Raw genomic sequence first — 26344 nt, forward strand, 5'->3', positions numbered from 1 at the left:
CCTTAAACGCGGTTCTTCGGTATAACCGGAAAATTTCCCGCGTTGTGAACGGATTCCCATGAACGCCCTGAAGCTGATCTGCCTGCTGGTTGTTTTCCCCTTGCTCCTGGCCGCCCTTGGCGGCTGGGAGCTCCAGCGGGCTGACCGCGCCGCTACGGCGCTGGTTGAACTGCGCCTCAACCTCGCGAACTACAAGCAACCACTGCAAGCAGTAGCAGCCAGACAACCCCCATCTGCAATTCCCCCACCCGAGGGGCTCATCACCGTTCAAGAGGCCCTCGCACGGGTAGAAAAAACCGAAGCCGAGCTGCCCACCGCCCATCGCATCAACCGCGTCTTGCGCGCACTGGCACCGTGGGTGATCGGCCTCGGCCTGCTGGCGGCCTTCATCGGCCTGGCGGCACTGGCCGGCACGTACTGGGCCGGCCAGCGCGCGCAGCAGTCTCGGGAGAAGTTGTTGCAGGTGTTCTCCCTCGGCAGCCGCCTACTGCCCTATGTGCTGGTGAGCCATGTGGTGGCGATGGCCGCGACGGTGGCGCTGGTACTGGCCTTCGAGGGCTTGGCGTTGTGGCACGTAGGCCGGCTTGGCAGCGGCGAGATAAAGCTGATGGGCATGCTCGGGGTCGTCGCCGCGTTTTGCCTGTATTCGATCTGGCTGTTGCTCAAGCAACTGCGCCCCATGCTGGCGATGTTCGAGCCCACGCCGCTGGAGATGTTCGGGCAGCGCGTCACGCCTGAGCAGGCGCCGGGCCTGTGGCGCCATGTCGATGAGCTGGCGGCCAGGCTAGGCGCGTTGCCACCGGAGCATATCGTGGTGAGCCTGACCCAAGGCTTCTACGTAACGTCGAGCGACGCCCTGGTGATGCCGGCAGAAACACTGTTGCACGGGCGCACCCTGCACATCCCGTTGCTCTACCTGGGGCTGCTGGACCGTGAAGAAATCGGCGCAGTGATCGGCCATGAACTGGCGCACTTTGCCGGCGACGACACCGCGTACAGCCTGCGTTTCTTGCCGATCTACGACGGGGTCCACCGCAGCCTCTGTGGATTGCTCGAAACAATGGCAGCCAGCGACCCGATCCAGGGCCGCTTGATGCGCCCGTCGTTCATGCTCGGCATGTTTTTCATGCAGCGTTTTGATCATGCGGTGAACCGTTGGAGCCGCGAGCGCGAATTGCTCGCGGATGCCGCCGGCGCACGGCTGGTGGGCAATGCGGCTGCCGCTTCGGCGCTGTTGCGGGTCTCGGTGTTGCAGGCGCCTATCGACGACGCATTGATGACCCTGTGCGAAAACGCCACTGAACGCGACTTGCCCGCTGCCGTGCTCAACGCGCTGCAAGGCGCTGAGCTGCACCTGCCAGCCGAGGCGCTGGACATTCATCAGCCACACCCAACCGATTCCCATCCGTCCAATGGCGAGCGCTTGCAGGCCCTGCACGTGCCGTTGGAAGACGCGATGCACAGCGCCACCCGCGCCGTGCACGCCGAAGCCGCGAACGCGCAAATCGACGCCTGCTTCAGCGCGCCGCACACACTGCGCGCGCAATTGACGCAGGACTTGATCGCGGTGACGGCATCCGAAGAATCTGCGCAGACCCACCTGCTGGAAACCCTGGCGGCTTCGGCCGAAGGCGAGCGCGAATTGCACGAAGGCGGCGCATGGCGCGGCGCGTTGATGGCGGTGTCGGGCCTGCCCTTTGTGCTGGCGGGCCTGTTTGCCATGAGCCGCCCATGGCTTGCCCCGGAGCGCATGAAGGGCACGCCTCTTTCAGCCCTCGGCGCAGGCGCAAGCCTCGGCGTTATCGGCCTGGCGCTGCTGTGGCTGGGCATCCGCCGCTTCAAGCGCGCGCCACAGACTGCCTTGCGCCTCACGCCTGAGCATTTTGTGTTCAACAACCTGGCGCAGCCGCTGCCCATCGAGCATATCGACGAGATCACCTTGCAGTTCGTCCAGGGGATTTGGGTGACGATCCAACTGACACCCGAGGCGCCTTTGCCCGAAACACGCAAGACCGCATTCGGCGTGCCCGGCGTACGGGTCAACAAGAAGAAACGCCAGGTGCTGCTGCTGATGGCGCAGTTGTGCATAGACGGCAAAAAGATCGAGCCCTACGAAGGGCTGTCGATGATGCTCGACTACAAGAACGCCGCACTGGCCCGCAGCATTTTGCAGCACCGCGAGGACTGATCCCGCGGCATAAAAAAACCCCGAACCAGTCGGGGTTTTTTATCGCCTGAAATCAGGCGCTACGGCCGATCACTTAGAAAACGTTGATCGGGTAGTCAGCGAACAGACGCAGTTCGTTACCACCAATGTTGTAGTTGCTGGCGTTGTTCGAAACGCGCAACCACGAGGCACGAGCACGCAGGCTCAGGTCTTTGGCTGGGCCGCTCTGAACCACGTATTTGAACTGGTTGAAGATTTCGCGCTCGGTGCCATTGCCGCGGTTGGTACCGTCGTCAATGTTGGTACCGCGCACGTAGGCAACGTTGTAGCTCAGGCCAGGCACGCCGTAGGCGCTGAAGTCCAGGCCGTAGCCAACCTGCCAGGAACGCTCGTCCTTGCCGTTGAAGTCAGACCAGTAGGAGTTGGCCAGCAGGATGGTGTTGCCACCGTCGCCGATGCCGCTGTTCTTGTTGTCCTGGTGGTAGCCGCTGTACAGGTAGCCGGTGTCACCGGTGCTGCGCTGGTGAGCGACGGTGAAGCTGTGTGCGCCAACAGCCCAAGTAGCCGCCAGGCTCCAGATTTTGTTGTCGCGGGCGTCTTGATCGCCTTGGGTCAGCTGGGCGAAATCTTTGTCCAGCTTGGTTTTGTAGCCGTTGAAGTCGAACGTCAGCGACTGCTTCTCTGGCAGGGCCAGCACGTAGTTCACGTTGACGTATTGCTTCTTCAGCACGTCCTGCATATCGGAAGCGTACAGCGCGGCCGACAGGCTTTCGGTGAACTTGTAGCTACCGCCGACGTAGTCGATGCTCTTCAGGTGGCCGCTGTCGCTGCCTTCGGCGCTTTTACGGCCTTGCTTGGTGAAATGACCAGCGTCCAGTTGCAGGCCGGCGATTTCTTTGGAAACGATCGAGGTGCCCTCGTAGGTTTCCGCCAGCAGACGGCCGCTGTCGTAGGCCAGGACCGGTACGTTCGGCAGTTGCTGGCCGTATTTCAGTACGGTGTTGGAGATACGCGCCTTCACCGCTGCGCCGCCCTTGGCCAGGTCGTTGGCTGCAGCGCCGCTGTCGCCTTGCTTGAAGAAGTCGATGCCGCCGCCGCCGCTGCGACCTTTACCACCGTCCAGACGGATAGCGTATTGGCCCAGTACGTCCACACCCACACCCACGGTGCCTTGGGTGAAACCGGACTCGAACTTGCCGATGAAGCCTTGGCCCCATTCAGCTTTGTCCTGGTTGTGGTTTTTGTAGTCACGGCTAATGTAAGCGTTACGTGCCGCGATGTTCAGGTGGCTGTCTTCAACGAAACCCTTGGACTGTTCCTGGTCGTTGGCCATTGCTGTCGATGCGCTCAAAATCCCCAGAGCGATCAGACTCATCCGTTGCTTCAACATTTCTTATATTCCTTATTACTGGTTGAGTACGCGCTATGACACCAGGCTCCGTATTGCTTTCTGGTGTCGACTTTTCCCGGAAAAAAGAAGGCCCGCGGACGACTAAACTGCCGCGGGCCTTTTTTTATTGGATGAGTCATGGCTGTTAGCCACAGGCGTTGGGCGCAATCCTAGTCGCGCCCGGAACTATGTGTCAATTTCGCGAATCGTCTGTATTTAGGCGAAATAATTCTAAGCAACGGCCTACAGCGCCTCTGAAAACGACAAAAACCCCGATCAAACGACCCTCTAAACACATTCTGTAACACATTTCAAAGCCGATACATTTGGGAATCCATAACGAGCGTTAATGCAAAGCATTACCATTAACGCGCAATTCTCCTCCCAAACAATTCGGATACATTTCCCCATGCCTGCCCCACGCCTGACGCCCATCACCCTTGGGCTCTCCGTTCTGCTGTCCGCTGGTTTTGCCTGTGCTGCCACCACCTTGCCCACTACTTCGATCAGCGCCGAAGCTGACGAAGACGACCCGCGCATCAAGGAAACCAGCACCGCCACGCGCACCGCCACCCCGGTGCGTTATGTGCCCCAGGCCATCGACTCGGTGAAAACGGAAAGCCTGCGGTCCTACGGCACCAATGACCTGGGCCAGGCGTTAAGCGGCATTCCCAACGTCAGCAGCGGCGCCGACACGCGCTTCGACAGCTTGCGCATTCGCGGTTTCGACGCAAGCAACGACTTCTACCTCGACGGCATCCGCGACGACAGCCAATACATCCGCGACCTGCACAACATCGAGCGCATCGAAGTGCTCAAGGGCCCGGCCGCAGTACTCTACGGGCGAGGCGGTCAGGGAGGGATCGTCAACCGCGTGAGCAAACTGCCCACCGCCGGGCACAAATCCAGCATCGAAGCCCAAGGCGGCAGCAATGATTTGCGCAGCCTGTACGCCGACTTGAGCACCGACCCCAGCGACACCATCAGCCTGCGCCTGAACATGGGCAACCAGGACAACAACAGCTTCCGTCATGGCGTCAGCGGCAACCGCCAACTGTTCGCACCGTCCATGAGCTGGCAGCTCACGCCCGACCTGAACTGGCTGGTGCAATACGAATACAGCCGCTACAACCGCACGCCCGACCGTGGCATCCCCGGCGTCAATGGCCGCCCGGCCGATGTGAGCCGCAGCACCACCTACGGCGACAGCCGCGATTACATCGATGACAAGTCCCAGTCGCTGCGCTCCAAGCTCGCCTATGAGCTCAACGACAACTGGCAACTGCGCCAGACCCTCGGCCTGTTCAAGCTCGACAGCGATTTCGACAACACGTATCAAGTCGCTTACGTGCCGAGAACCAACAGCGTCACGCGCCAGCGCTGGCAGCAGGACCTGCGCACCTTCAACATCACCAACAACGTCGAGCTGGAAGGCAGTTTCAGCACCTTCGGCCTCGAGCATCGCCTGCTCACCGGCGTCGAAATGGGCAGCCAACGTCGCGATCCGAAGCTCTACAACGGTGGCAACAGCGTGCCGAGCCTCGACCTCAACCAGCCCAACCGCCACCTGAGCCACATCGGGCGCATGAGCGTATCGAGCAACAACCACACCGAAGTCGAAAGCCGTGCCATTTACGTGCAGGACCAACTGCGCCTGAACGATCAATGGCAAGTCCTCGCCGGGCTGCGCTACGACCGCTTTGAAGTCGACACAAAAAACAAACTGAACAACCTCCAGCAAAACGTCGACAGCCACAACGCCAGCCCACGCATCGGTCTGGTGTGGACGCCCCTGGAAAACCACTCGTTCTACGCCTCATGGAGCAAGACGTTCTCCCCAGCCGGCGGCGGCCTGATCGGCATCACCCCGAGTGCCACCCCCGGCGCCAACGACCTCAGCCCCGAGCTGACCAAGCAAAAGGAAATCGGCGTCAAAAGCGACTGGCTCGACGACCGCCTGAGCACCACCCTGGCCGTGTACGAGCTGGAACTCTACAACCGCCGCACTGCCGACCCACTGGACCGCACCATCACCCTGCTCAGCGGCCTGCAACGTTCACGCGGCGTCGAGTTGACCGCCACCGGCAAGATCGTCGGCAACTGGTACGTACGCGGGGGGATCGGCGTGCAAGACGCCACCGTGGTGAAGGACAACAACGGCTTTGAAGGCAAGCGCGTCAACGACGTGGCCAAGCGCAATGGCAGCCTGTTTATCACCTGGAAACCGGAGATGGGCTGGTACGCGGAAACCGGCTTGACCCTGGTGGGCGACCGTTACGCCGACAGCCTCAACACCGTGGTGCTGCCGGGCTACGGCCGCTGGGATGCGTTGGCCGGGTTCCGTCAGAAAGAATGGGATGTACGCGCGGCGCTGAACAATATTGCCGACAAAAACTACTACGCGTCGGCGACGAGTGTGGCGCAGATTCAGCCGGGCGAGCCGCGTAGCCTGGTCGTAACCGGTACCTACAGCTTCTAAGCCCGAGCACAGAACCAATGTGGGAGCTGGCTTGCCTGCGATAGCGGTGGGTCAGCACCTGATGTGGGGCTGACACACCGCTATCGCAGGCAAGCCAGCTCCCACATTTTTGATTGCAGTGTTCTTTAGTTTTTCAGCAGGTCACACAACACGTGCACTTCATCCTCACTGAACAGCCCCACCGGATACCGCTCGCTCAACACACTGCGCAAATCAGGCAGCCTGCTCTTCCGTGAGCCGTTTTCCTTCAACCAGAGCCCCAGTGCTTGGATCGCGTCGCCGTTGACCCGCATCGGGTGAAACGTGCGCGTGTACATCAGGTTGATTTGAGGACTCATTTCAGCGCTCTCTCCTACTGCTTGAGCGGCTAACTTACTCAAGGTTTATGACAGAACTGCTTAGTCATAAACCTCGATCACTGTTGCAACAGCGATACAAGAGCTATGCCAACCCCCGGTTTTTGTAGGCATTTACCCACAAAAAAGCCCGCGACCTTGCTGGGCCGCGGGCTTGCCATGACTGCCGGAACTGCTCAGTACCCGGTCACCGTCATGCTGCTGTTACAACTGCACTCACTTTTTCTGCGGAGCCGGCTGTTGTTGGGTCAGGCAATGGATATTGCCGCCGCCCAGTAACAGTTCACGGCCCGGCACCATCACCACTTCGTGCTGCGGGAACAGGTCCTGCAGGATCTTCTTCGCCGGGCCGTCCATCGGGTCATCGAAGCTTGGCGCGATGATGCCGCCGTTGACGATCAGGAAATTCACGTAGGAACCCGCCAGGCGCACGGTCGGATTACGCTCCTGCGAACCGTCCACCGGGTCAACACCGGCGCATTCTTCCTCGGTGGCGTACAGCGGCCCCGGGATCGGCATTTTATGCACGGTAAACGCGCGGCCCTGGGCGTCGGTGCTGCTTTGCAGCACGTCCATGGCCGCGTGGCAGCGTGCGTAGTTCGGGTCTTGCGCGTCGTCGGTCCAGGCCAGCAGCACTTCGCCGGGGCGCACGTAGCAGCAGAAGTTATCCACATGGCCGTCGGTTTCGTCGTTGAACAGGCCGTCCGGCAGCCAGATGATTTTATCCACAGCCAGGTTGGCGCTGAGCACCGCCTCGATCGCCGCGCGGTCCAGGTGCGGGTTGCGATTGCGGTTGAGCAGGCACTCTTCGGTGGTGATCAGCGTACCTTCGCCGTCAACGTGGATCGAGCCGCCTTCCAGCACGAAGCCTTCGGTGCGGTAGCGTGGCGCGCGTTCGATCTCGAGGATCTTGCCGCCCACCTGCGAGTCGCGGTTCCACGGCGCGTACAGGCCGCCGTCAAAGCCGCCCCAGGCGTTGAAATCCCAGTTCACGCCGCGCACTTCGCCGCTGCCGTTGATCACGAAGGTCGGACCGGTGTCGCGCACCCAGGCGTCGTCGCTGGACATCTCCACCACGCGGATATTCGGCACATCCAGGCGCGCACGCGCATTTTCGTACTGGCCCGCAGACACCGCCACGGTCACCGGTTCGAAACGCGCAATAGCCTTGGCCACCGACACATGCGCCGCCTGCGCCGGCTTGCCGCCCAGGCGCCAGTTGTCCGGGCGCTCGGGCCAGATCATCCAGGTTTGGGTTTGTGGCGCCCATTCGGCAGGCATATGAAAGCCATCGGCGCGGGGGGTGCTGTGCAGGGTGGTCATGGCGATCAAGACTCCGAATGGGGGTAAAGGCCGACTTTATAACGGATAAAAATCGGCGTTAAAAGCGCTCAAGGATCATCGGCGATAAATATGACATTAAATAGCCGATAAGAATCGATTAATTATAATTGCTCGCCGAGCACCTTCGACAGCATGTCGACGAAGAAATCCACACTGCGTTTAGAGGTAACCATCGGCGGCTTGATCTTGAAGATGTTCAGATAATCCCCCGTCGGCTGCATGAAAATGCCCAGCTCGCGCAGGCGATCACACAGCAGCGCGGTTTCTTCGCTGGCCGGCTCCAGGGTCTGACGGTCGCGGACCAACTCCAGGCCCAGATAGAAGCCGGAACCATGGACCGCGCCGACCAATGGATGCAGGTCGATCAGTTCTTCCAACCGCGCCTTGAAATGCCCGCCAACCACCTGGGCGTTTTCCCACAGCTTTTCTTCGGCCATCACGTCCAGCACCGCCATGCCGATGCGGCAACTGACCGGGCTGCCCCCCGACGACGAGAAGAAATACCCCTCGGCCTCCAGTGCCTCGGCGATGTCGCGACGGGTAATCACCGCGCCCAGCGGCTGGCCGTTGCCCATGCCCTTGGCCATGGTGATGATGTCCGGCACCACGCCCTGTTCTTCAAAGCCCCAGAAGAAGTGGCCCATGCGCCCGTAACCGACCTGCACCTCGTCGGCGATGCACACGCCGCCCCGGGCGCGCACCAGCCCGTACACCTGCTGCAAATAGCCGGCCGGCAACGAGATGCCCCCGGCATTGCCGTACACCGGTTCGCAGATGAAACCCGCCAGTTGGCGTTTGCTCGCGGCGATTTTCGCCAGGTTGTGTTCCACGCTTCGTACGTAATCCGGCGCACTGTCCGGCCCACGGAACTCGCCGCGATAGGTATTCGGCGCGGTCACCGGGTGCACCCAGTCCGGGCGGCTGCTCAACGCCTGGGGGTTGTCGGCAATCGAGGTGGATACCGCATCCGCCGCCACCGACCAGCCGTGATACGCCTCCAGCACGCTGAGCATGTCGCGCCCGCCGCTGTAGGCCCAGGCCAGGCGGATCGCCAGGTCATTGGCTTCGGTACCGCTGTTGACCAGGAACACCCGGTCCATGCCTTTCGGCGCCAGCGCCAGCAAACGCTCGGAAAATTCCGCAATTGCCGCGTAGTGGAAACGCGAGTTGGTATTGAGAAGCGACCACTGCCGCGCCGCCACCGCCGCCATGCGCGGGTGACCGTGGCCGAGCACCGCGACGTTGTTGAGCATGTCCAGGTAGGAACGGCCCTGCATGTCGATCAAGTGGTTGCGCCAGCCGCGCTCAATGCGCGGCGGGTCGACGTAATAGTGTTTTTGCGAGCGGGCAAAGCTGGCATCGCGGCGCGCCAGCAGGGCCTCCGGGTCCAGCTCCGGTTCGGCGTCGCAGGCCAGCCCCAGCAAAGTCGCGGGCGATGGGCACAAGGCTTGCCACGCCTGCGCCCGCGACGGCGTGCAGAACAGCGGCGGTTCCACCTCGGCGCGGCACAGTTGCACGGTCAACGGCCCATGCACCTCACCCAGCACTTGGCCCTCGACCAGCAGCGCGCCAGCGTTCAACACGGTGTTCACGCCCCACAAGCGCAGGCTCATCGCCACGCCCTGCACACTGAGCAGGCCGTCCGCGCCGTGCTGCAACGTCCCGGCGAACGGCACTTCCAACAGCGTGCCGTGGGGCATATGCAGCTCGACATGCAGCGGGAACGTCGCCGGTTCAACGGCACTGTCCGGGCAGGTCTGCGACAGCCGATACTGGCCATAACGGCTGGCCGCCAGCCCATGCACCGCCGCCGCTTCATCCAGAAAACGGCGATCAATCCCCGGTTGCTCCCAGTTGCCCGCCTCGAAATGCGGGCTGAGTACGCCGAGGTCGATCAAGGCAAATTCGCGCCCCACCAGCCCCGGCAACAACGGCGCGAAATCCGCGCTGGCCACCGCCGGCAGGTCTTCGCCGACGCTGCGCAGAATCGCCGCTTCCATCAACTCGAACGGCACCGACGTGGCCACGTGGAAGATCTCCCACTCGTGCTCGGCGTTTTTCAGCAGGTAAGTGTTATCCGGGTCCAGACCCTGCTGTTGCTCGCTGCTCAACACCAACACCGCCGCACGCGCCACGATCAGCGGCCACAGCACCTGTAGCTCGGCGCGCTGCAACGGCGTCACCGCGTGGCACGCCTGGATCGCCGGCAAGATCGCAAAGGGATCGCCCTCGGCGTGATGCAGCAACGCCGCGCAGGTCACCGACAGGTCGGCAATACGCCAGGTGTGCACCAGGTCGCCGAAATAAATCACGCCCTCGACCTGCCACTGCCGCGCGGCATCGCGCTGCCACACGACATTGTCATCGGTGATGTCCATGTGCACGGCTTGCCACGGCAATTGCTCCGCCAGCGGATGGATGCGCGCTTCAACCTGCGCGGCGACCTGTTCCAGCGCGGCGCGGTGCGGCAGCTCTGGCAAGGTCGCCAGCAAGTGCGCGATCAGCTCCCGCGCGTGGCGTGGGTCCCACTGCAACGTGCGCTCCAGGCCCGGATGGGCGAACTCCGCCAGGGCCAGGCTCATGCGCCCGCACAGTTCACCAAAGCCTGCGATCACCCTGCGCCCCAGGTGCGGCAGATGGGTCAGCGGCTGGCCGTCGATGTAATCAAGCACGCGCAGGTGCAGGGTTTGCCCGTCGAGGGTGACGGTCAGCAGTTCTTCGCCGTTCAGCGCCTTGATCACGTTGGGCACGCGCACGCCTTGCAGGCTATTGAGCGCAGCGTGCTGGGCCTGCAGCTCCACGGCTGCGTAGTCGCCCCGGCAGATTTTCAGAACAAATCGGCCGCGAGGGCTGTCCACCTTGTAATTGAGGTCTTGCTGGCTGCCCAATGATTGCAAGGTGCCAGCCAGGCCATAATGCTGCCCCAACAATTGCGCTGCCTGCTCGGGGCCCACTTGCGGGCAGGGTAGACTGGCGCGGTGAATCAGCGTGGCGAGCAGCATCGGGGCAACCTCGGTATTTTTATCAGGTGCTTAGTTCGCCATTGTTCAGGGGGCTTGTGCAACCCCCTGACACATCCTGCCCCACCCCGCGCAGTAACACAGGCTATGCTCCATTCGCTAAATGTCCGTCAAAAGGAAAAGGGCCCCGACATGCGCATTCTTATTACCGGTGGCGCCGGTTTTATCGGTTCTGCTCTGGTGCGTCACCTGATCCAGCACACCGAGCATGAAGTGCTCAACCTCGACAAACTCACCTACGCCGGCAACCTGGAATCGCTGACGTCCATCGCGTCCAACAGCCGCTACGAGTTCGTCCAGGCCGACATCATTGACCAGGCCACCGTCAGCGCCGTGCTCGCGCGCTTCGAGCCGCAGGCGATCATGCACCTGGCGGCCGAGTCCCACGTGGACCGCTCCATCGACGGCCCGTCGGATTTTATCCAGACCAATATCGTCGGCACCTACAGCTTGCTGGAGGCCGCCCGGGGTTACTGGCAGACCCTCGCTCCAGCGGCAAAAAGCACATTCCGCTTCCACCACATCTCCACCGACGAGGTGTACGGCGACCTGCACGGCGTGGACGACCTCTTCACCGAAACCACGCCCTACGCCCCCAGCTCGCCCTACTCCGCGAGCAAGGCAGCGTCCGACCACCTGGTGCGCGCCTGGCAGCGCACCTACGGCCTGCCGGTGCTGCTGACCAACTGTTCAAACAACTACGGGCCGTACCATTTCCCGGAAAAACTCATCCCGCTGGTGATCCTCAACGCCCTCGCGGGCAAGCCGTTGCCGGTCTATGGTGATGGTTTGCAGGTGCGCGACTGGCTGTTTGTCGAAGACCACGCACGGGTGCTGCTCAAGGTGGTGACGCAAGGCGTGGTGGGCGAGACCTACAACATCGGCGGCCACAACGAGCAAAAGAACATCGACGTGGTGCGCAGTATCTGCGCGCTGCTGGAAGAACTGGCGCCGCAGCATCCGCCCGGCGTGACGCACTACGCCGACCTGATCACCTTCGTCAAAGACCGCCCCGGCCACGATCAGCGCTACGCCATCGATGCAGGCAAGATCCAGCGCGAACTGGGCTGGGTGCCGCAGGAAACCTTTGAAACCGGTCTACGCAAAACCGTGCAGTGGTACCTCGATAACCTGGAATGGTGCCGCAGGGTCCAGGACGGCAGTTATCAGGGTCAACGATTGGGCAACACCGACATGAAGGATCTGATCGCATGATGAAAGGAATCGTACTGGCCGGTGGCTCCGGCACGCGTCTGCACCCCATCACCCTGGGTGTGTCCAAACAGCTGTTGCCGGTGTATGACAAACCGATGATCTACTACCCGATCTCGGTGCTGATGCTGGCCGGCATCAAGGACATCCTGGTGATCTCCACCCCGGCCGACCTGCCGCAGTACCGCAACCTGCTGGGCGACGGCAGCCAGTTCGGCGTCACGTTCAGCTACGCCGAACAACCGTCGCCGGACGGCCTGGCGCAAGCCTTCCTGATTGGCGAGCAGTTCATTGGCAGCGACCCGGTGTGCCTGATCCTCGGCGATAACATCTTCCACGGCCAAAGCTTCAGCGCGCAGTTACACGCAGCGGTACAGCGCGGCAAAGGCGCCACGGTGTTCGGCTACTGGGTCAAAGACCCGGAACGCTTCGGTGTGATCGACTTCGACAGCGAAGGCCGCGCCCTGTCCATCGAGGAAAAACCGGCGGTGCCCAAGTCCAGCTATGCGGTGACCGGCCTGTATTTCTACGACAACGACGTGATCGAGATCGCCAAGGCGGTCAAGCCATCGGCCCGGGGCGAGCTGGAAATCACCGACGTCAACAACGCCTACCTGCGTCGCGGCGACTTGCAGGTGGAACGCTTCGGCCGTGGCTTCGCCTGGCTCGACACCGGCACCCACGACAGCCTGCTGGACGCCTCGCAGTACGTGCAGACCATCGAGCGCCGCCAGGGTTTGAAGGTCGCGTGCCTCGAAGAAATCGCCTACGCCAGCGGCTGGATCGACCGCGAACACTTGCTCGAACGCGCCAAGTATTTCGGCAAAACCAGCTACGGCCAGTACCTCTATTCGCTGGCGGGAGACAACCAGTGAACGTGGTCGACACCGCACTGCCCGGCGTGCTGATCCTTGAGCCCAAGGTGTTCGGTGACGAGCGCGGTTTTTTCTACGAAAGCTTCAACGCCAGGGCCTTTGCCGAGGCCACCGGGTTGCAGCGTGACTTTGTGCAGGACAACCACTCACGCTCGCAAAAAGGCGTGCTGCGCGGCCTGCACTATCAGCTCGAACACACCCAGGGAAAACTGGTACGCGTCACCGCCGGCGAGGTGCTGGACGTGGCCGTGGACATCCGCCGCAGCTCGCCGAACTTCGGCCAATGGGTCGGCGTGCGGCTGTCGGCGCAGAACCACCGCCAACTGTGGGTGCCGGAAGGCTTCGCCCATGGTTTTGTGGTGCTCAGCGATTTCGCCGAGTTCCTGTACAAGACCACCGACTATTACCAGCCGAGTGCCGAGCGTAGCATCCTGTGGAATGACCCGACGCTGGCCATCGACTGGGAGTTGCGCGAAGTGCCGCAACTGTCGGCCAAGGACCAGGCGGGAAAATTGTTGATGGAAGCCGATCTTTTCCCATGAAGATTCTGATCACAGGCCAACACGGCCAAGTCTCCCAGGCACTGCAACAGCGACTCCAGGGTTTGGGCGAACTCATCGTGCTCGGCCGCGACCAATTGGACCTGGCCAACCCCGAGCACATCCGCCAGCAAGTCCGCGCCCACCGCCCCGGCCTGATCATCAACGCCGCCGCCCACACCGCCGTAGACCTGGCCGAAAGCGAGCCGGACGCCGCGTTCGCGATCAACGCCATCGCGCCCGGCATCCTTGCCGAAGAAGCCAAGGCCCTGGGCGTGCCGTTGATCCACTACTCCACCGACTATGTGTTCGATGGCCGCAAATCGGCGCCCTACACCGAAAGCGACACACCGAACCCACTGAGCGTCTACGGCCAAAGCAAGCTGGCCGGCGAGCAGGCGATTGCGGCGGTGGGCGGCGAGTACCTGATCCTGCGCACCAGTTGGGTGTATTCCAACCACGGCAAGAATTTCCTGCTGACCATGCAACGCCTGCTGCAAGAGAAGCCGCAGATGCGCATCGTCGCCGACCAGATCGGCGCGCCGACCTGGGCGGGCAGCATCGCCAATAGCACCCGCGCCCTGATCGAGCGCTGGCAGGCCAGCGCAGCCGGTGAATGGGGCGTCTATCACCTGACCGCCCAGGGCGAAACCTCATGGTTCGGCTTCGCCCAAGCCATCGCCCAACAGCTGCGCGCCGAGGGCAAGGCCTGCGCCGAACTGGAGGCGATCCCCTCCAGCGCCTACCCCACACCCGCCCAGCGCCCGCTGAACTCGCGCCTCGATTGCAGCCGCCTGCAACAGCAGTGGCACGTCAGCCAACCCCGCTGGCAGGACGCATTGCGCGAGTGTCTTGCCGCGCAGCACTAGGCATAATGCGCCTGTACCCACAGGCGCCCGACTCCCATGACTCCAACCCTCCCGCGAAGACCCCGCTGGCGCAGCCTCGCCCTGTTGGCGTTGTGCCTGGCGCCGCTGCTATGGCCGCTGGAGCATCTGGCCGAGCGTTATTACCGCAACGAACTGGCCGGGCAGAACCGCCAGACCCTCGACCTGTACGTCGCCAACCTGCTCGGCACCCTGCACCGCTTCGAGGTGCTGCCGCAGATCCTCGGCGACCTGCCGGCCCTGCGCACGGCGCTGGACGCGCCGCAGGTGAGCACCAACCTGACCAACGCCAACCAGTTGCTCAAGGACGTCGCCGCCCAGGCCGGGGTGGAGGTGATGTACCTGATGGACACCCACGGCAAGACCCTGGCCGCGTCGAACTGGGATAAACAGGACAGTTTTGTCGGGCGTAATTTTTCCTTCCGGCCGTATTTCAGCGAAGCCATGGCCGGGCGCCTGGGGCGGTTTTTCGGCCTGGGCACCACCTCGGCCAAGCGCGGCTACTTCTTCGCCGCCGCCGTGCGCGATGGCGACAACATCATTGGCGTGCTGGTGGTCAAGGTCGACCTGGACCACACCGAAAGCCTGTGGGGCAACACCCCGGAACAACTGCTGGTGACCGACCACAACGGCGTGGTAATCCTCACCTCACGCCCGCAATGGCGCTTCCGTGCGACCCGCCCGCTGACCGCCGAAGAGCGCCAGGCGATCATCGCCATCCAGCCTTACCCGACCCGCGATCCGCAGCCGCTGACCCTCAGCTCCACGGCCTGGCTACGCCAATCCACGGCGATTGCCGAGACCGGCTGGAACGTGGAAATCCTCGCGCCGCAATCCTTGATCAACCGCCCGGTGCGCACCGTAGTCGCCGTCGGCGGCGCGACGTTGCTGGTGCTGATGCTGTTGCTCGGATTGATGATGCAGCGCCGCCGCCACTACCTGGAGCGCATCGCCTTCGAAGCCAAGGCGCGCCGCGAGTTGGAAGCGCGGGTGATCGAGCGGACCAGCGACCTCGAAGGCCTGAACCGGCGCCTGAAACAGGAAGTGCTGGAACGCGAACAGGCGCAGCAGGAACTGGTGCGCGCCCAGGATGACCTGGTACAAGCGGGCAAGCTGTCGGCGCTGGGCACCATGTCGGCGAGTATCAGCCACGAGCTCAACCAGCCGTTGGCGGCAATCCGCAGCTATGCGGAAAACGCCGAGATCCTCCTCGACCACCAGCGCACCGACGATGCGCGCGGCAACCTCAAGCTGATCAGCGAACTGACCGGGCGCATGGCCTCGATCATCGCCCACCTGCGCGCCTTTGCTCGCCGCGACCGGCATGCGCCGGAAAGCGTCGGCCTGCAACCGGCGCTGGACGACGCGCTGGCCTTGCTGGCCAAGCGACGGCGCTCGATGGAAGTCGAACTGATCCGCGACATGCCCGAGGCAACGCTGTGGGTGCAGGCCGGCGAAACCCGTCTGCGCCAGGTGCTCGGCAACCTGCTGGCCAACGCCCTCGACGCCCTCACCGAAAAAGGCCCGCCGCGCAAACTCTGGTTGAGTGCCGAAACCACCGAACAGGGCGTCAACCTGTACATTCGCGACAACGGCCCGGGCTTTTGCATGGAAGCCCTGGGCCGCGCCAGCGAGCCGTTCTACACCACCAAGACGCGCACCCAGGGCCTTGGCCTCGGCCTGGCGATCTGCGACACCTTGATGCGTGCCTTTGGCGGCGAACTGTTGTTCGCCAACCACAAGGAAGGCGGCGCGCTGTTAACCCTGAAATTGCGTGCCGGCTCGCCGGGCGTCAGTCTGCAACCGTCCGAGGACCGCAGCGTATGAGTATCGACAACGGGATTCAGGTGGTGTTGATCGACGACGATCCACACCTGCGTCAGGCCCTGTGCCAGACCCTGGACCTGGCCGGGCTGAAAGTCCTGCCCCTGGGCGAAGCCAGCGGCCTCACCGCGCGCCTGTCGCGGGATTGGCCGGGGGTGGTGGTCAGCGACATCCGCATGCCCGGCATGGACGGCCTGGAGCTGCTCGCCGAACTGCACGGCCAGGACCCGGACCTGCCGGTGTTGCTGATCACCGGCCATGGCGACGTGCCGCTGGCGGTGCAGGCCATGCGCGCTGGTGCCTATGATTTCCTGGAAAAACCCTTCGCCAGCGACGCCCTGCTCGACAGCGTGCGCCGCGCCCTGGCCCTGCGCCGCCTGGTGCTGGACAACCGCAGCCTGCGCCTGGCCCTCAGCGACCGCCAGCAACTGAGCACGCGCCTGGTGGGCCACTCGCCGCAAATGCTGCGCCTGCGCGAGCAGATCGGCGCCCTGGCGGCGACCAAGGCCGATGTGCTGATCCTCGGCGAGACCGGCGCCGGCAAAGAAGTGGTCGCGCGGGCGTTGCACGATCTGTCCAGCCGGCGCAGCGGACCGTTCGTGGCGATCAACGCTGGCGCCCTCGCCGAATCAGTGGTGGAAAGTGAGCTGTTCGGCCACGAGCCCGGCGCGTTTACCGGCGCGCAGAAACGTCGCATCGGCAAGTTCGAATTCGCCAACGGCGGCACGCTGTTCCTCGATGAAATCGAAAGCATGAGCCTGGATGTGCAGGTCAAGCTGCTGCGCCTCCTGCAAGAGCGCGTGGTAGAACGCCTGGGCGGTAATCAGCTGATCCCGCTGGATATCCGCATCATCGCCGCCACCAAGGAAGACTTGCGCCAGTCGGCCGACCAGGGCCGCTTTCGCGCCGACTTGTATTACCGCCTCAACGTTGCCTCGCTGCGCATCCCGCCCCTGCGTGAGCGCGGTGAAGACGCGTTGATGCTGTTCCAGCACTTCGCCGATGAAGCCAGCAGCCGCCACGGCCTGACACTGCACGAACTGCAACCGGGCCAGCGCGCGCTGCTGCTGCGCCACAGCTGGCCGGGCAATGTGCGTGAGTTGCAGAACGCCGCCGAACGCTTCGCCCTCGGGCTGGAATTGGCGCTGGACGCTACGCCGGACAATCCCTTCGCCAGTGTTTTGACCTCCACGTCGGGCGGCTTGAGCGAGCAGGTCGAGCAGTTCGAAAAAAGCCTGATCGCCGCCGAACTGACCCGCCCCCACGGCTCCATGCGCAGCCTCGCCGAAGCCTTGGGCGTGCCGCGCAAGACCTTGCACGACAAACTGCGCAAGCACGGCCTGAACTTCGCCAACCAAAGCGGTGACGACGAATGACCCACGCCAGCGATTACCTGGAATCGGTGCTGCACCACGACATCCCCCTGACCCGGGAGATGGGCCTCAAAGTGCGCGACTGGCAACACGGGCGGCTGGAACTGCACCTGCCGTTGCAGGCCAATATCAACCACAAGAGCACCATGTTTGGCGGCAGCCTGTATTGCGGCGCGGTGCTGGCGGGTTGGGGCTGGCTGCATTTGCAGTTGCGTGAGGAAGGGATTGAAGACGGGCATATTGTGATTCAAGAGGGGCAGATCAGTTATCCGTTGCCCGTCACGCGGGATGCGACGGTGGTGTGTCAGGCGCCGGAAGACAAGGTGTGGAAGCGGTTTGTGGCGACGTACAAGCGCTATGGTCGCGCAAGGTTGACGCTGGAGACGTGGATTGTGAATGAGGGCAGCGAAGACCGCGCAGTGACCTTCACTGGCCAGTACGTCCTGCACCGCTGAAAGCCTTCACACAAAACTACTGTGAAAGGGGTTTATGTGGGAGCTGGCTTGCCTGCGATGCAGGCGCCTCGGTCTGTCAGTTAAACCGCAGTGATGCCATCGCAGGCAAGCCAGCTCCCACATTGAATTATGCAAGTCTCAGGAGCGTGCCAACGCCAGTAAACGTTCGCGCCATGCCGCTTTTGCCGGCAACGCCAAAAAGAACGGATTCAACAACGATTCCCGCGCCGGATAACTGAACGGCACACCGCTCAACTCCAACACTTCGCCGCCCGCGCCTTCCAGCACCCCCTGGGCCGCTGCGGTGTCCCACTGCGACGTCGGCGCCAGGCGCGGATAGCAATCCGCACTGCCCTCCGCCAACAGGCAGAACTTCAACGAGCTGCCGATATTCGCCAGTTTCAGCTCACCCAAGCCTTCGCTCAATCCCGCCAGCAAACGCTCCTGCTCCGGGCTGCTGTGGCGCCGACTGGCAACCACGGTGAACGCTTCGCCCGCCGCTGGGGCTGTGCGCACCTGGATCTGCCTGGGCGCTTCGTTCACGTCCGAACGCCACGCGCCCAGGCCCGCACCGCCGAAATAACAACGCCCGCTGGTGGGCATCGATACCACGCCAAACACCACGCGACCCTGCTCGATCAAGGCGATATTCACGGTAAATTCTTCGCTGCCGGCGATAAACTCCTTGGTGCCATCCAGCGGATCAACCAGCCACCAGCGCTGCCAACCGGCGCGTACGCTCTGGTCGATATCGGCATCTTCTTCGGACAGCACCGGGATGCTTGGGTCCAGCGCGGTCAGCCCGGCAAGAATCAGATGGTGCGCCGCCAGGTCGGCCGCCGTCACCGGCGAGTCATCGGCCTTGGCCGTCACGGCCACATTGGCGCGCCAGTACGGCAGGATCACTTCGCCAGCTTGACGCGCCAGCTCGATCACCGGGGCAATAAACGGGTGGCCCAAAAACAATTCGCTCATGCGTCAAACGCTCCACGCTGGGTCAACAGGTCTCGTACCAGATACAACGCGGCCAGCGCGCGGCCCTCGCTGAACTGCTCGTTTTGCGCAAGCTGCGACAGCTCGCGCAGGTTGACCTTGTCCACGCGCATCGGCTCAGGCTCATCGCCTTCCAGGCGTTCTTCGTAGAGATCGGTGGCCAGCACCACCTGGATTTTCTGGCTCATGTACCCCGGCGACAACGACAGCTCGGTAATCAGCTCCAGCTGGCGTGCGCCGTAGCCCGCTTCTTCCTTGAGCTCCCGCTCGGCCGCCGCCAACACGTCTTCGCCGGGTTCGATCAGGCCCTTGGGCAGGGACAATTCATACTCGTCGGTGCCGCCGCAGTACTCTTCCACCAGCACCGCATGCTCGTCATCGAGCATCGCCACGATCATCACTGCGCCGTAGCCGGCACCGCGGCCCACCAGGCGCTCGTAGGTCCGTTCAACGCCATTGGAGAAGCGCAATTGCACTTCCTCCACGCGGAACAAACGGCTACTGGCGACTATTTCGCGGGCGAGGACGGTGGGTTTCTGGCGCATAAGCGGCTCCTTGGCGTGATCGGGTTACTATACCGTGGCTTTTCCGATTGTTTGTGTCGGATATTTCTACTTACATGAGACTGCCCCATGCCCTCTTTGCCCTGGCACGCCATCGACACCGTCCTGCTGGACATGGACGGCACCTTGCTCGACCTGCATTACGACAACCATTTCTGGATGGAACACCTGCCGCAACGCTACGCCGAGTTGCACGGGGTGAGCCGGGCCATGGCCGAGATGGAACTGCAGCCGCTGTTCGAGCGTAACGCCGGACAGTTGCAATGGTATTGCCTGGATTTCTGGAGTGCCGAACTGAAGCTGCCGGTGCGCGAACTCAAGCTGGAAACCGCCCACCTCATTGCCCTGCGCCCGGATGCCGATACCTTTCTGGCGGCGATCAAGCAGGCCGGCAAGCGCGTAATCATGATCACCAACGCGCATCGCGACTCGCTGTCATTGAAGTTGGAACGCATTGAACTGGCGCCGTATTTCGAACGGTTGATCAGCTCCCACGACTACGGTTTCGCCAAGGAAAACCCGCAATTCTGGGATGCGCTGCAAGCCGATATCGGCTTTGACCCGGCACGCAGCCTGTTTATCGACGACACCTTGCCGATTTTGCGCAGTGCGCGGGCGTTTGGGGTGGGGCATTTGTTGGCGGTGAAAGAGCCGGACAGTAAAAAAGGTCCAAAAGACACTGGGGAATTTGCCGCAGTCGAAGACTACCGCGATCTCATTGGCGGACTCTGAACCCATTGTGGGAGCGGGCTTGCTCGCGAAGGCGGTGGTTCAGTCAATTAATCTGGTGACTGACACTCCGCCTTCGCGAGCAAGCCCGCTCCCACATTTTGGTCCGTGTATTACTCAGGAATGCGCAGCGTCTGCCCTGGGTAAATTTTGTCCGGGTGCGACAACATCGGCTTGTTGGCCTCGAAGATCTTGTTGTACTGGTTGGCGTTGCCATACACCGCCAGGGAAATAGCGCTCAGCGTGTCACCCTTCTTCACCACGACAAAACGAGCGGCCGCAACCACTGGGCCAGACACCGTAATCTGATCTTCAACACTCGCAACACCAGCAATATTGCCTGCCGCCAAAATGATCTTTTCTTTCTCTTCCTGGCTGGCGACTTCACCGGTGATCGTCACTTTGTCGCCGTCAACGGTGGCATGCACGTTCGGGTTGCCCAGCCCCACATCTTCAATATGCTTTTTCAGATTCTCACCGGCGTTGGCATTGCCCGGTGTCAACAGGTCGATCAACTTCGCGCCCGCTTCCTTAACAAAGCTAAAAATGCTCATGGTTCGCTCTCCTTTGGGTTTAAGTTCCAGATGCCAAAGACTAGACCAGTCCTACAGAACCTGGTTCCAGCCCGACCAATGACCAGACGACTCCTACACGCGCTAGAATCCCCCCCGCCATTGGAACAAGCCCCGGAGCGAAGATGGACATCAAACAGCTGAAATTCCTCATCGCCCTCGACGAAACCCGTCACTTCGGCCAAGCCGCAGCACGGTGCCACATTACCCAGCCGACCCTGTCGATGCGCCTGCGCAGCCTCGAAGAAGAACTCGACCTGCCGTTGGTCAATCGCGGCCAACGCTTCGAAGGCTTTACCGCCCCCGGTGAACGCGTGCTGGCCTGGGCCCGCACGGTGCTGGCCGCCTATGACGGCTTGCAGGCCGAAGCCGCCGCCTGTCGCGGCAACCTGGTCGGTACGTTGCGCCTGGGTGTGGTGCCGCTGTCGAGCTTTGATCCGCTGGCCTTGATGCAACAACTGCATAAAGAGCACCCCAGCCTGCGGTTTGAGCTGTCGGCGCTCAGCTCCGAGCAAATCCTTGAACAACTGGCGAGCAACCGCCTGGACCTCGGCGTGTCCTACCTGGAGCGCCTGGACAATGAACGCTTCGACTCCCTGGCCTTGGGCGAAACCCGTATGGGCCTGCTCTACGACCAGCGTTTCTTCAGCTTTGGCGACAAACCGCTGAGCTGGGAGGCGCTGACGGAATTGCCCTTGGGCATGCTCACCAGCGGCATGCACTTTCGCCAATCCATCGACCATAACTTCCACAGCCGTGGGCTCAACCCGCAACCGCTGCTGCAAACCGACGCCGTCCATCAGTTGTTACAAGCTGTGCACGGCGGCCTGTGTTGCGCGGTGATGCCACTGGACGGCGGCCTGGACGCGCTGACCGAGCATCTGCGCCTGCAACCGATCGAAGACGCCCACACCCTGGCGCGCCTCGGGCTGATCATGCGCCGCAGCGCGCCGCGCTCAGCATTGGCCGAAGCGTGTTTCGCGCTGTTTCAGAAATCGCAAAACCCGCCTTGATCGACGTCATCTATCGGTAGATCAGTACTGGCAATTAGACGCGACGCTTTGTCGCGCCTAGTCTAAACACTGATCAATCCGCCGGTGGTACAGCCCCATGAACGCCAAGCGCCCAGTCTGCGCGGCGCCCGCCTCTGAAACGCCCGCGCCCGCCGCCAGTCAGAGCTACCAGTTTTGCAATCTCGAACACACCGAAGTCGCCAGCACCGCGCTGGCGGAAGAAGTGGCGTTGGCGATTGCCTATAACGACATCAGCCAGGCGGTCATGCTGGTGACACCCACCGACCTGGAAGACTTTATCGTTGGCTTCAGTCTCGGCAGCGGCATTATCACCGACGTTAGCGACATTTATGACCTGAAACTCAGCGGTTCGGGCTCAGCCCACTATGCCCAGGTGCAGATTTCCAGCCGTGCCTTCTGGAATCTCAAGCAGCAGCGCCGCCAATTGGCCGGCACCAGCGGCTGTGGCCTGTGCGGCGTGGAGGCGGTGGAACAAGCCCTGCCCGACCTGCAAGTGCTGCCCGGCGCGCCATTGCCGCCTGCCGAGTGGCTCGACGGCCTGCGCCAGCGCATCAGCGCGTTTCAACCGTTGGGCCAGCACAGCGGCGCCGTGCATGCCGCCGTGTTTATGAACCATCAGGGCGAATTGCTGCTGGGCCGCGAAGACATCGGCCGGCACAACGCCCTGGATAAGTTGATCGGCGCGCTGGTCCGCCAAAAGATTCCGACCGACGGCGGCCTGGCGATTGTCACCAGCCGTTGCAGCCTGGAGCTGATCCAGAAAGTTTTGCGCGCGGGCATCCAGACCCTGGTCAGCCTGTCGTCGCCCACCGGCCTGGCCTTGCAATGGGCCCGCCGGCATAACCTCAATCTCATCCACCTGCCGCAGAAAAGTGCGCCGCGGGTCTACAGCCCTGTGATGGAGAACCAGCCGTGAGCAATCATAACCAAGCCGACCAAACCCCAACCCCGCGCTACAAGCCCTACAAAGGTGCGGCTGGCGGCTGGGGCGCGCTGATCAGCGTGGCGCAGGCCTGGCTGACCAGCGACAACGCCCTGAAAAACCTGCGCATGATGCTCAAGACCAACCAGAACGGCGGCTTCGACTGCCCGGGCTGCGCCTGGGGTGACTCGCCGGAAAGCGGCATGGTCAAGTTCTGCGAAAACGGCGCCAAGGCGGTGAACTGGGAAGCCACCAAGCGCCGCGTGGATGCGGCGTTTTTCGCCAAGCACAGCGTCACTTCGCTGACGGCACAAAGCGACTATTGGCTGGAATACCAGGGCCGCCTGACCGAGCCGATGCGCTACGACGCCGAGACAGACCGCTACCAGCCCATCAGTTGGGAAGCCGCGTTCGACCTGGTGGGCAAGCACCTCAACGCCCTGCCCAGCCCGGACATGGCCGAGTTCTACACCTCGGGCCGCGCGAGCAACGAAGCGGCGTACCTGTATCAGCTGTTTGTGCGCTCGTTTGGCACCAACAACTTCCCGGACTGCTCGAACATGTGCCACGAAGCCAGCGGCGTCGCCCTGGCGCAAAGCGTGGGCGTGGGCAAAGGCACCGTGACCTTTGACGATTTTGAACATGCCGACGCCATCTTCGTCTGGGGCCAGAACCCCGGCACCAACCACCCGCGCATGCTCGAACCACTGCGCGAAGCGGTCACACGCGGCGCCCAGGTGGTGTGCATAAACCCGCTGAAAGAGCGCGGCCTGGAACGCTTCCAGCACCCGCAGCACCCGCTGGAAATGCTCACCAACGGCGACAAACCGACCAACACCGCCTACTTCCGCCCAGCGCTGGGTGGCGACATGGCCATCCTGCGCGGCATGGCCAAGTTCCTGCTGCTGTGGGAACGCCAGGCCCAGGCCGAAGGCAAGGAAGCTGTGTTCGACCACGACTTCCTCAACGAACACACGGTCAACGTGCTGGATTACCTGGCCAAGATCGACGACACCTCCTGGGATGAAATCGTCGAGCAGTCCGGCCTGACCCTGGTGGAGATCGAGCAAGCGGCGCGCATGTACGCCAAAGGCAAGAACGTGATCATGTGCTGGGCGATGGGCATCACCCAGCACCGCCACTCGGTGCCGACCATCCAGGAAATCGCCAACCTGATGCTGCTGCGCGGCAACATCGGCCGCCCCGGCGCCGGCCTGTGCCCGGTGCGTGGCCACAGCAACGTGCAGGGCGACCGCACCATGGGTATCAACGAGCGGCCACCGGTGGCGTTCCTCGACGCCCTGGAGCGTCGCTTCCAATTCCAGGTGCCGCGGGAAAACGGCCACAACGTGGTGGAAGCGATCCACGCCATGCTCGAAGGCCGCTCCAAGGTGTTTATCGGTTTGGGCGGCAACTTCGCCCAAGCCACACCAGACAGCCCGCGCACCTTTCAAGCCTTGCGCAACTGCGACCTGACCGTGCAGATCAGCACCAAGCTCAACCGCAGCCACCTGATGCACGGAAAAGACGCGCTGATCCTGCCGTGCCTGGGCCGCACCGACATCGACATCCAGGCCGATGGCCCGCAAGCAGTAACGGTGGAAGACTCGTTCAGCATGGTCCACGGCTCCAACGGCCAGTTGCAGCCGCTGTCGAAGCTGATGAAATCCGAACCCGCCATCCTCGCCGGCATCGCCGCTGCCACCCTGGGCAGCAAGCCGGTGGACTGGAACTGGCTGGTGGCCGATTACGGGCGCATCCGCGACCTGATCGCCGACACCATTCCAGGCTTCAAGGACTTCAACGAGAAGATCAAAAACCCGGGCGGTTTCTACCTGGGCAACTCCGCCGGCGCACGGCGCTGGAACACGCCTTCGGGACGCGCCAATTTCCGCGCGAACATCCTGCCCAAGGACCTGATCCACGAACGCACCCACGCCACGGGCCGCGTGCCGGACCTGATCATGCAGTCGATGCGCTCCCACGATCAGTACAACACCACGATTTATGGCCTGGACGACCGCTACCGTGGGGTCAAGGGTCAGCGTGACGTGTTGTTCGTCAACGAAGCCGACATCATCCGCCTGGGCTTCAAGCCGGGGCAGAAGGCGGACATCGTGTCGCTGTGGGAAGACGGCCGTGAGCGCCGGGTGAAAGGCTTCACCTTGCTGGCGTTTGATATTCCGGCGGGGCAGGCAGCCGCCTACTACCCGGAAGTGAACCCGCTGGTGCCGCTGGAAAGCACGGGGGACGGCAGCCATACACCAACGTCGAAATTTGTCGCGATTCGTTTGGAAGCGGCGAGTGACAACGGCTTGATCATGGCGCGCACGGCGTAAATCACGGGCACAAAAAAGGCCGCTTTTGCATAAAAGCGGCCGTTCCGAAGAGCTAAAGACCTACCAAATCGACTTAAGTTCCCTATTTAAAACAATAACTTAGCTAATTGTGCACAACTCGTGTTACTGGTCGGATTTCTATTGTCACAATGTCGATACAGCCTCAGGATCGCGCCGTCATCCCCTTGAGGTTTCCCTGAATGAAGTTCTCCTCGATTCTCTTGTTGTCCCTTGGCCTGGTCAGTGGCGCAGCCATGGCCGGTGGCACCACCGAAGCCGGTGTAGGCGGCGCATTGGGCGGGGTTCTAGGTTCGGTTGTTGGCCAGCAACTCGGCGGCAACACCGGCTCGACCATCGGCGCAGCCCTGGGCGGCGCGGGTGGTAGTGCGGTCGGCGCCGACAAACGCAGCCGTGGCGAAGCAGCCATTGGCGGCGCATTGGGCGCAGCCGGCGGCAACGTGGTCGGCCGCAGTGTCGGCGGCAGCACTGGCAGCCTGATCGGCGCAGCCGCCGGCGGTGGTGCGGGTGGTGCGCTGGGTAACTACATGGGCAACAAGAGCGATGACGATGATCGCCGTTCGCGCGACAACCGTCGTTATGATCGTGATGATCATCGTGGCCGTGGGCATGCCTATGGGCATCGCAAGAACAAGCATCACTACCGTCACCGGTAAGCCCGCGATCTAAAAGGCACCGCAGGCTAAAAAATGTGGGAGCGGGCTTGCCCGCGATGGCGAACTGTCAGGCAATACTGTTTAACCTGACACACCGCTATCGCAGGCAAGCCAGCTCCCACATTTGATCTCCACTGATTGCGATCAGACCACCAACCGCTGCAACGCCTCGCGCAAAACCCCCGCAATCGCCACCGGCTGGTTCGACCCGCGCTCCACAAACACATGCACAAAGCGCCCCGCCGCGCAGGCGTCATCTTCGCCCGCCTTGAACACCGCCAACTCGTATTGCACCGAGCTATTGCCCAACTTGCCCACCCGCAGGCCGATCTCGATGCGCTCGGGAAAGGCGATCGACGCAAAGTAGTCGCACGCCGAGCTCACCACAAAGCCCACCACCTTGCCGTCGTGAATATCCAAACCACCCTGTTCGATCAGGTAGGTGTTCACCGCCGTGTCGAAAAAGCTGTAGTAGGTGACGTTGTTTACATGCCCATACACATCGTTGTCGTGCCAGCGCGTGATGATCGGCTGGAAGTGAAGGTAGTCGGCACGTTGGGGCACTGAATCGGGCATCGGGCGCATCTCGTGTAGGTG

Annotated in this window: 22 protein-coding genes; 14 read left to right on the top strand and 8 right to left on the bottom strand. The window is 62.4% G+C overall.

Features of this window, described 5'->3' with window-relative positions:
• Positions 1-58 precede the first annotated feature (58 nt).
• Positions 59-2188, top strand: a complete 2130-nt coding sequence (locus ACU688_RS23660; RefSeq protein ID WP_448186587.1) for a M48 family metallopeptidase — start codon at positions 59-61, stop codon at positions 2186-2188.
• A gap of 73 nt (positions 2189-2261) precedes the next feature.
• On the opposite strand, the gene ACU688_RS23665 is transcribed toward ACU688_RS23660, so the two are convergent.
• Positions 2262-3557 (bottom strand): OprD family porin, encoded by a 1296-nt coding sequence (locus tag ACU688_RS23665; protein ID WP_026136539.1) that lies wholly within the window; start codon positions 3555-3557, stop codon positions 2262-2264.
• 409 nt (positions 3558-3966) lie between these two features.
• Here ACU688_RS23665 and ACU688_RS23670 point away from each other — a divergent pair, with 409 nt between their 5' ends.
• Positions 3967-6036 carry a TonB-dependent receptor gene (locus tag ACU688_RS23670; protein WP_448186588.1) on the top strand — a complete coding sequence of 690 codons (2070 nt, stop codon included), beginning with the start codon at positions 3967-3969 and terminating at the stop codon, positions 6034-6036.
• 125 nt (positions 6037-6161) lie between these two features.
• Here ACU688_RS23670 and ACU688_RS23675 read toward each other — a convergent pair whose 3' ends face one another.
• The 3 genes from ACU688_RS23675 to ACU688_RS23685 form a co-directional block, all read right to left on the bottom strand.
• Positions 6162-6374, bottom strand: coding sequence for a hypothetical protein (locus tag ACU688_RS23675; RefSeq protein WP_017737582.1), 213 nt, complete (start codon positions 6372-6374; stop codon positions 6162-6164).
• Positions 6375-6608: 234 nt separating this feature from the next.
• Positions 6609-7715, bottom strand: coding sequence for an agmatine deiminase (aguA, locus tag ACU688_RS23680; protein WP_448186589.1), 1107 nt, complete (start codon positions 7713-7715; stop codon positions 6609-6611).
• 122 nt (positions 7716-7837) lie between these two features.
• Complete coding sequence (locus ACU688_RS23685) at positions 7838-10738, bottom strand: aminotransferase (RefSeq protein WP_448186590.1); 2901 nt, start codon at positions 10736-10738, stop codon at positions 7838-7840.
• A 150-nt stretch (positions 10739-10888) separates the two neighbouring features.
• Between ACU688_RS23685 and rfbB the strand changes: the two genes are divergently transcribed.
• From rfbB to ACU688_RS23720, 7 genes are read left to right on the top strand one after another with little or no spacing between them, the layout of a single operon-like run.
• Positions 10889-11971: a dTDP-glucose 4,6-dehydratase gene (rfbB, locus tag ACU688_RS23690; RefSeq protein WP_448186591.1), complete on the top strand. Its 1083-nt coding sequence runs from the start codon at positions 10889-10891 to the stop codon at positions 11969-11971.
• Positions 11968-12843, top strand: a complete 876-nt coding sequence (rfbA, locus tag ACU688_RS23695) for a glucose-1-phosphate thymidylyltransferase RfbA (protein ID WP_448186592.1) — start codon at positions 11968-11970, stop codon at positions 12841-12843. The genes rfbB and rfbA overlap by 4 nt, the downstream gene beginning before the upstream one ends.
• Complete coding sequence (rfbC, locus tag ACU688_RS23700; RefSeq protein WP_448186593.1) at positions 12840-13385, top strand: dTDP-4-dehydrorhamnose 3,5-epimerase; 546 nt, start codon at positions 12840-12842, stop codon at positions 13383-13385. Before rfbA ends, rfbC begins: the two co-directional genes overlap by 4 nt.
• The gene (gene rfbD / locus ACU688_RS23705; protein WP_448186594.1) at positions 13382-14251 is read left to right on the top strand and encodes a dTDP-4-dehydrorhamnose reductase; all 870 of its coding nucleotides are present in this window, start codon (positions 13382-13384) and stop codon (positions 14249-14251) included. Before rfbC ends, rfbD begins: the two co-directional genes overlap by 4 nt.
• Before the next feature lie 36 nt (positions 14252-14287).
• Complete coding sequence (locus ACU688_RS23710) at positions 14288-16096, top strand: sensor histidine kinase (RefSeq protein WP_448186595.1); 1809 nt, start codon at positions 14288-14290, stop codon at positions 16094-16096.
• On the top strand, positions 16093-17469 hold the full coding sequence (locus ACU688_RS23715; RefSeq protein WP_448186596.1) for a sigma-54-dependent transcriptional regulator: 1377 nt from the start codon (positions 16093-16095) through the stop codon (positions 17467-17469). Before ACU688_RS23710 ends, ACU688_RS23715 begins: the two co-directional genes overlap by 4 nt.
• On the top strand, positions 17466-17921 hold the full coding sequence (locus tag ACU688_RS23720) for a YiiD C-terminal domain-containing protein (protein ID WP_448186597.1): 456 nt from the start codon (positions 17466-17468) through the stop codon (positions 17919-17921). The genes ACU688_RS23715 and ACU688_RS23720 overlap by 4 nt, the downstream gene beginning before the upstream one ends.
• A gap of 138 nt (positions 17922-18059) precedes the next feature.
• Here the strand turns inward: ACU688_RS23720 and cysQ are convergent, their stop codons facing one another.
• Together cysQ and nudE are read right to left on the bottom strand one after the other, a co-directional pair.
• Entirely contained in the window at positions 18060-18896 is an 837-nt protein-coding gene (cysQ, locus tag ACU688_RS23725; RefSeq protein ID WP_448186598.1) for a 3'(2'),5'-bisphosphate nucleotidase CysQ, read from the bottom strand.
• Positions 18893-19459 carry an ADP compounds hydrolase NudE gene (nudE, locus tag ACU688_RS23730; RefSeq protein WP_017737571.1) on the bottom strand — a complete coding sequence of 189 codons (567 nt, stop codon included), beginning with the start codon at positions 19457-19459 and terminating at the stop codon, positions 18893-18895. The genes cysQ and nudE overlap by 4 nt, the downstream gene beginning before the upstream one ends.
• Before the next feature lie 87 nt (positions 19460-19546).
• Here nudE and yrfG point away from each other — a divergent pair, with 87 nt between their 5' ends.
• Positions 19547-20209 (top strand): GMP/IMP nucleotidase, encoded by a 663-nt coding sequence (gene yrfG, locus ACU688_RS23735; protein ID WP_017737570.1) that lies wholly within the window; start codon positions 19547-19549, stop codon positions 20207-20209.
• Between the two features lie 110 nt (positions 20210-20319).
• Here yrfG and lysM read toward each other — a convergent pair whose 3' ends face one another.
• On the bottom strand, positions 20320-20760 hold the full coding sequence (gene lysM / locus ACU688_RS23740; RefSeq protein ID WP_257782597.1) for a peptidoglycan-binding protein LysM: 441 nt from the start codon (positions 20758-20760) through the stop codon (positions 20320-20322).
• Positions 20761-20903: 143 nt separating this feature from the next.
• Here lysM and ACU688_RS23745 point away from each other — a divergent pair, with 143 nt between their 5' ends.
• From ACU688_RS23745 to ACU688_RS23760, 4 genes are all read left to right on the top strand, one after another.
• The gene (locus ACU688_RS23745) at positions 20904-21791 is read left to right on the top strand and encodes a LysR family transcriptional regulator (protein ID WP_448186599.1); all 888 of its coding nucleotides are present in this window, start codon (positions 20904-20906) and stop codon (positions 21789-21791) included.
• 97 nt (positions 21792-21888) lie between these two features.
• Positions 21889-22728, top strand: a complete 840-nt coding sequence (gene fdhD, locus ACU688_RS23750; protein WP_448186600.1) for a formate dehydrogenase accessory sulfurtransferase FdhD — start codon at positions 21889-21891, stop codon at positions 22726-22728.
• Positions 22725-25073: an FdhF/YdeP family oxidoreductase gene (locus ACU688_RS23755; protein WP_017737566.1), complete on the top strand. Its 2349-nt coding sequence runs from the start codon at positions 22725-22727 to the stop codon at positions 25071-25073. Before fdhD ends, ACU688_RS23755 begins: the two co-directional genes overlap by 4 nt.
• A 200-nt stretch (positions 25074-25273) precedes the next feature.
• Positions 25274-25747 (top strand): glycine zipper domain-containing protein, encoded by a 474-nt coding sequence (locus ACU688_RS23760; RefSeq protein ID WP_017737565.1) that lies wholly within the window; start codon positions 25274-25276, stop codon positions 25745-25747.
• A 144-nt stretch (positions 25748-25891) separates the two neighbouring features.
• Here ACU688_RS23760 and ACU688_RS23765 read toward each other — a convergent pair whose 3' ends face one another.
• On the bottom strand, positions 25892-26323 hold the full coding sequence (locus tag ACU688_RS23765; protein WP_124526199.1) for an acyl-CoA thioesterase: 432 nt from the start codon (positions 26321-26323) through the stop codon (positions 25892-25894).
• Between the last annotated feature and the right edge of the window lie 21 nt (positions 26324-26344).

The organism is Pseudomonas acericola (SeqCode) (assembly GCF_053456465.1).

What these genes read in the sequence shown, in the direction of transcription:
- ACU688_RS23660 (WP_448186587.1), top strand. Translation starts at nt 59, where the DNA reads ATGAACGCCCTGAAGCTGATCTGCCTGCTGGTTGTTTTCCCCTTGCTC.
- ACU688_RS23665 (WP_026136539.1), bottom strand. Translation starts at nt 3,557, where the DNA reads ATGTTGAAGCAACGGATGAGTCTGATCGCTCTGGGGATTTTGAGCGCA.
- ACU688_RS23670 (WP_448186588.1), top strand. Translation starts at nt 3,967, where the DNA reads ATGCCTGCCCCACGCCTGACGCCCATCACCCTTGGGCTCTCCGTTCTG.
- ACU688_RS23675 (WP_017737582.1), bottom strand. Translation starts at nt 6,374, where the DNA reads ATGAGTCCTCAAATCAACCTGATGTACACGCGCACGTTTCACCCGATG.
- aguA (WP_448186589.1), bottom strand. Translation starts at nt 7,715, where the DNA reads ATGACCACCCTGCACAGCACCCCCCGCGCCGATGGCTTTCATATGCCT.
- ACU688_RS23685 (WP_448186590.1), bottom strand. Translation starts at nt 10,738, where the DNA reads ATGCTGCTCGCCACGCTGATTCACCGCGCCAGTCTACCCTGCCCGCAA.
- rfbB (WP_448186591.1), top strand. Translation starts at nt 10,889, where the DNA reads ATGCGCATTCTTATTACCGGTGGCGCCGGTTTTATCGGTTCTGCTCTG.
- rfbA (WP_448186592.1), top strand. Translation starts at nt 11,968, where the DNA reads ATGATGAAAGGAATCGTACTGGCCGGTGGCTCCGGCACGCGTCTGCAC.
- rfbD (WP_448186594.1), top strand. Translation starts at nt 13,382, where the DNA reads ATGAAGATTCTGATCACAGGCCAACACGGCCAAGTCTCCCAGGCACTG.
- ACU688_RS23710 (WP_448186595.1), top strand. Translation starts at nt 14,288, where the DNA reads ATGACTCCAACCCTCCCGCGAAGACCCCGCTGGCGCAGCCTCGCCCTG.
- ACU688_RS23715 (WP_448186596.1), top strand. Translation starts at nt 16,093, where the DNA reads ATGAGTATCGACAACGGGATTCAGGTGGTGTTGATCGACGACGATCCA.
- ACU688_RS23720 (WP_448186597.1), top strand. Translation starts at nt 17,466, where the DNA reads ATGACCCACGCCAGCGATTACCTGGAATCGGTGCTGCACCACGACATC.
- cysQ (WP_448186598.1), bottom strand. Translation starts at nt 18,896, where the DNA reads ATGAGCGAATTGTTTTTGGGCCACCCGTTTATTGCCCCGGTGATCGAG.
- nudE (WP_017737571.1), bottom strand. Translation starts at nt 19,459, where the DNA reads ATGCGCCAGAAACCCACCGTCCTCGCCCGCGAAATAGTCGCCAGTAGC.
- yrfG (WP_017737570.1), top strand. Translation starts at nt 19,547, where the DNA reads ATGCCCTCTTTGCCCTGGCACGCCATCGACACCGTCCTGCTGGACATG.
- lysM (WP_257782597.1), bottom strand. Translation starts at nt 20,760, where the DNA reads ATGAGCATTTTTAGCTTTGTTAAGGAAGCGGGCGCGAAGTTGATCGAC.
- ACU688_RS23745 (WP_448186599.1), top strand. Translation starts at nt 20,904, where the DNA reads ATGGACATCAAACAGCTGAAATTCCTCATCGCCCTCGACGAAACCCGT.
- fdhD (WP_448186600.1), top strand. Translation starts at nt 21,889, where the DNA reads ATGAACGCCAAGCGCCCAGTCTGCGCGGCGCCCGCCTCTGAAACGCCC.
- ACU688_RS23760 (WP_017737565.1), top strand. Translation starts at nt 25,274, where the DNA reads ATGAAGTTCTCCTCGATTCTCTTGTTGTCCCTTGGCCTGGTCAGTGGC.
- ACU688_RS23765 (WP_124526199.1), bottom strand. Translation starts at nt 26,323, where the DNA reads ATGCCCGATTCAGTGCCCCAACGTGCCGACTACCTTCACTTCCAGCCG.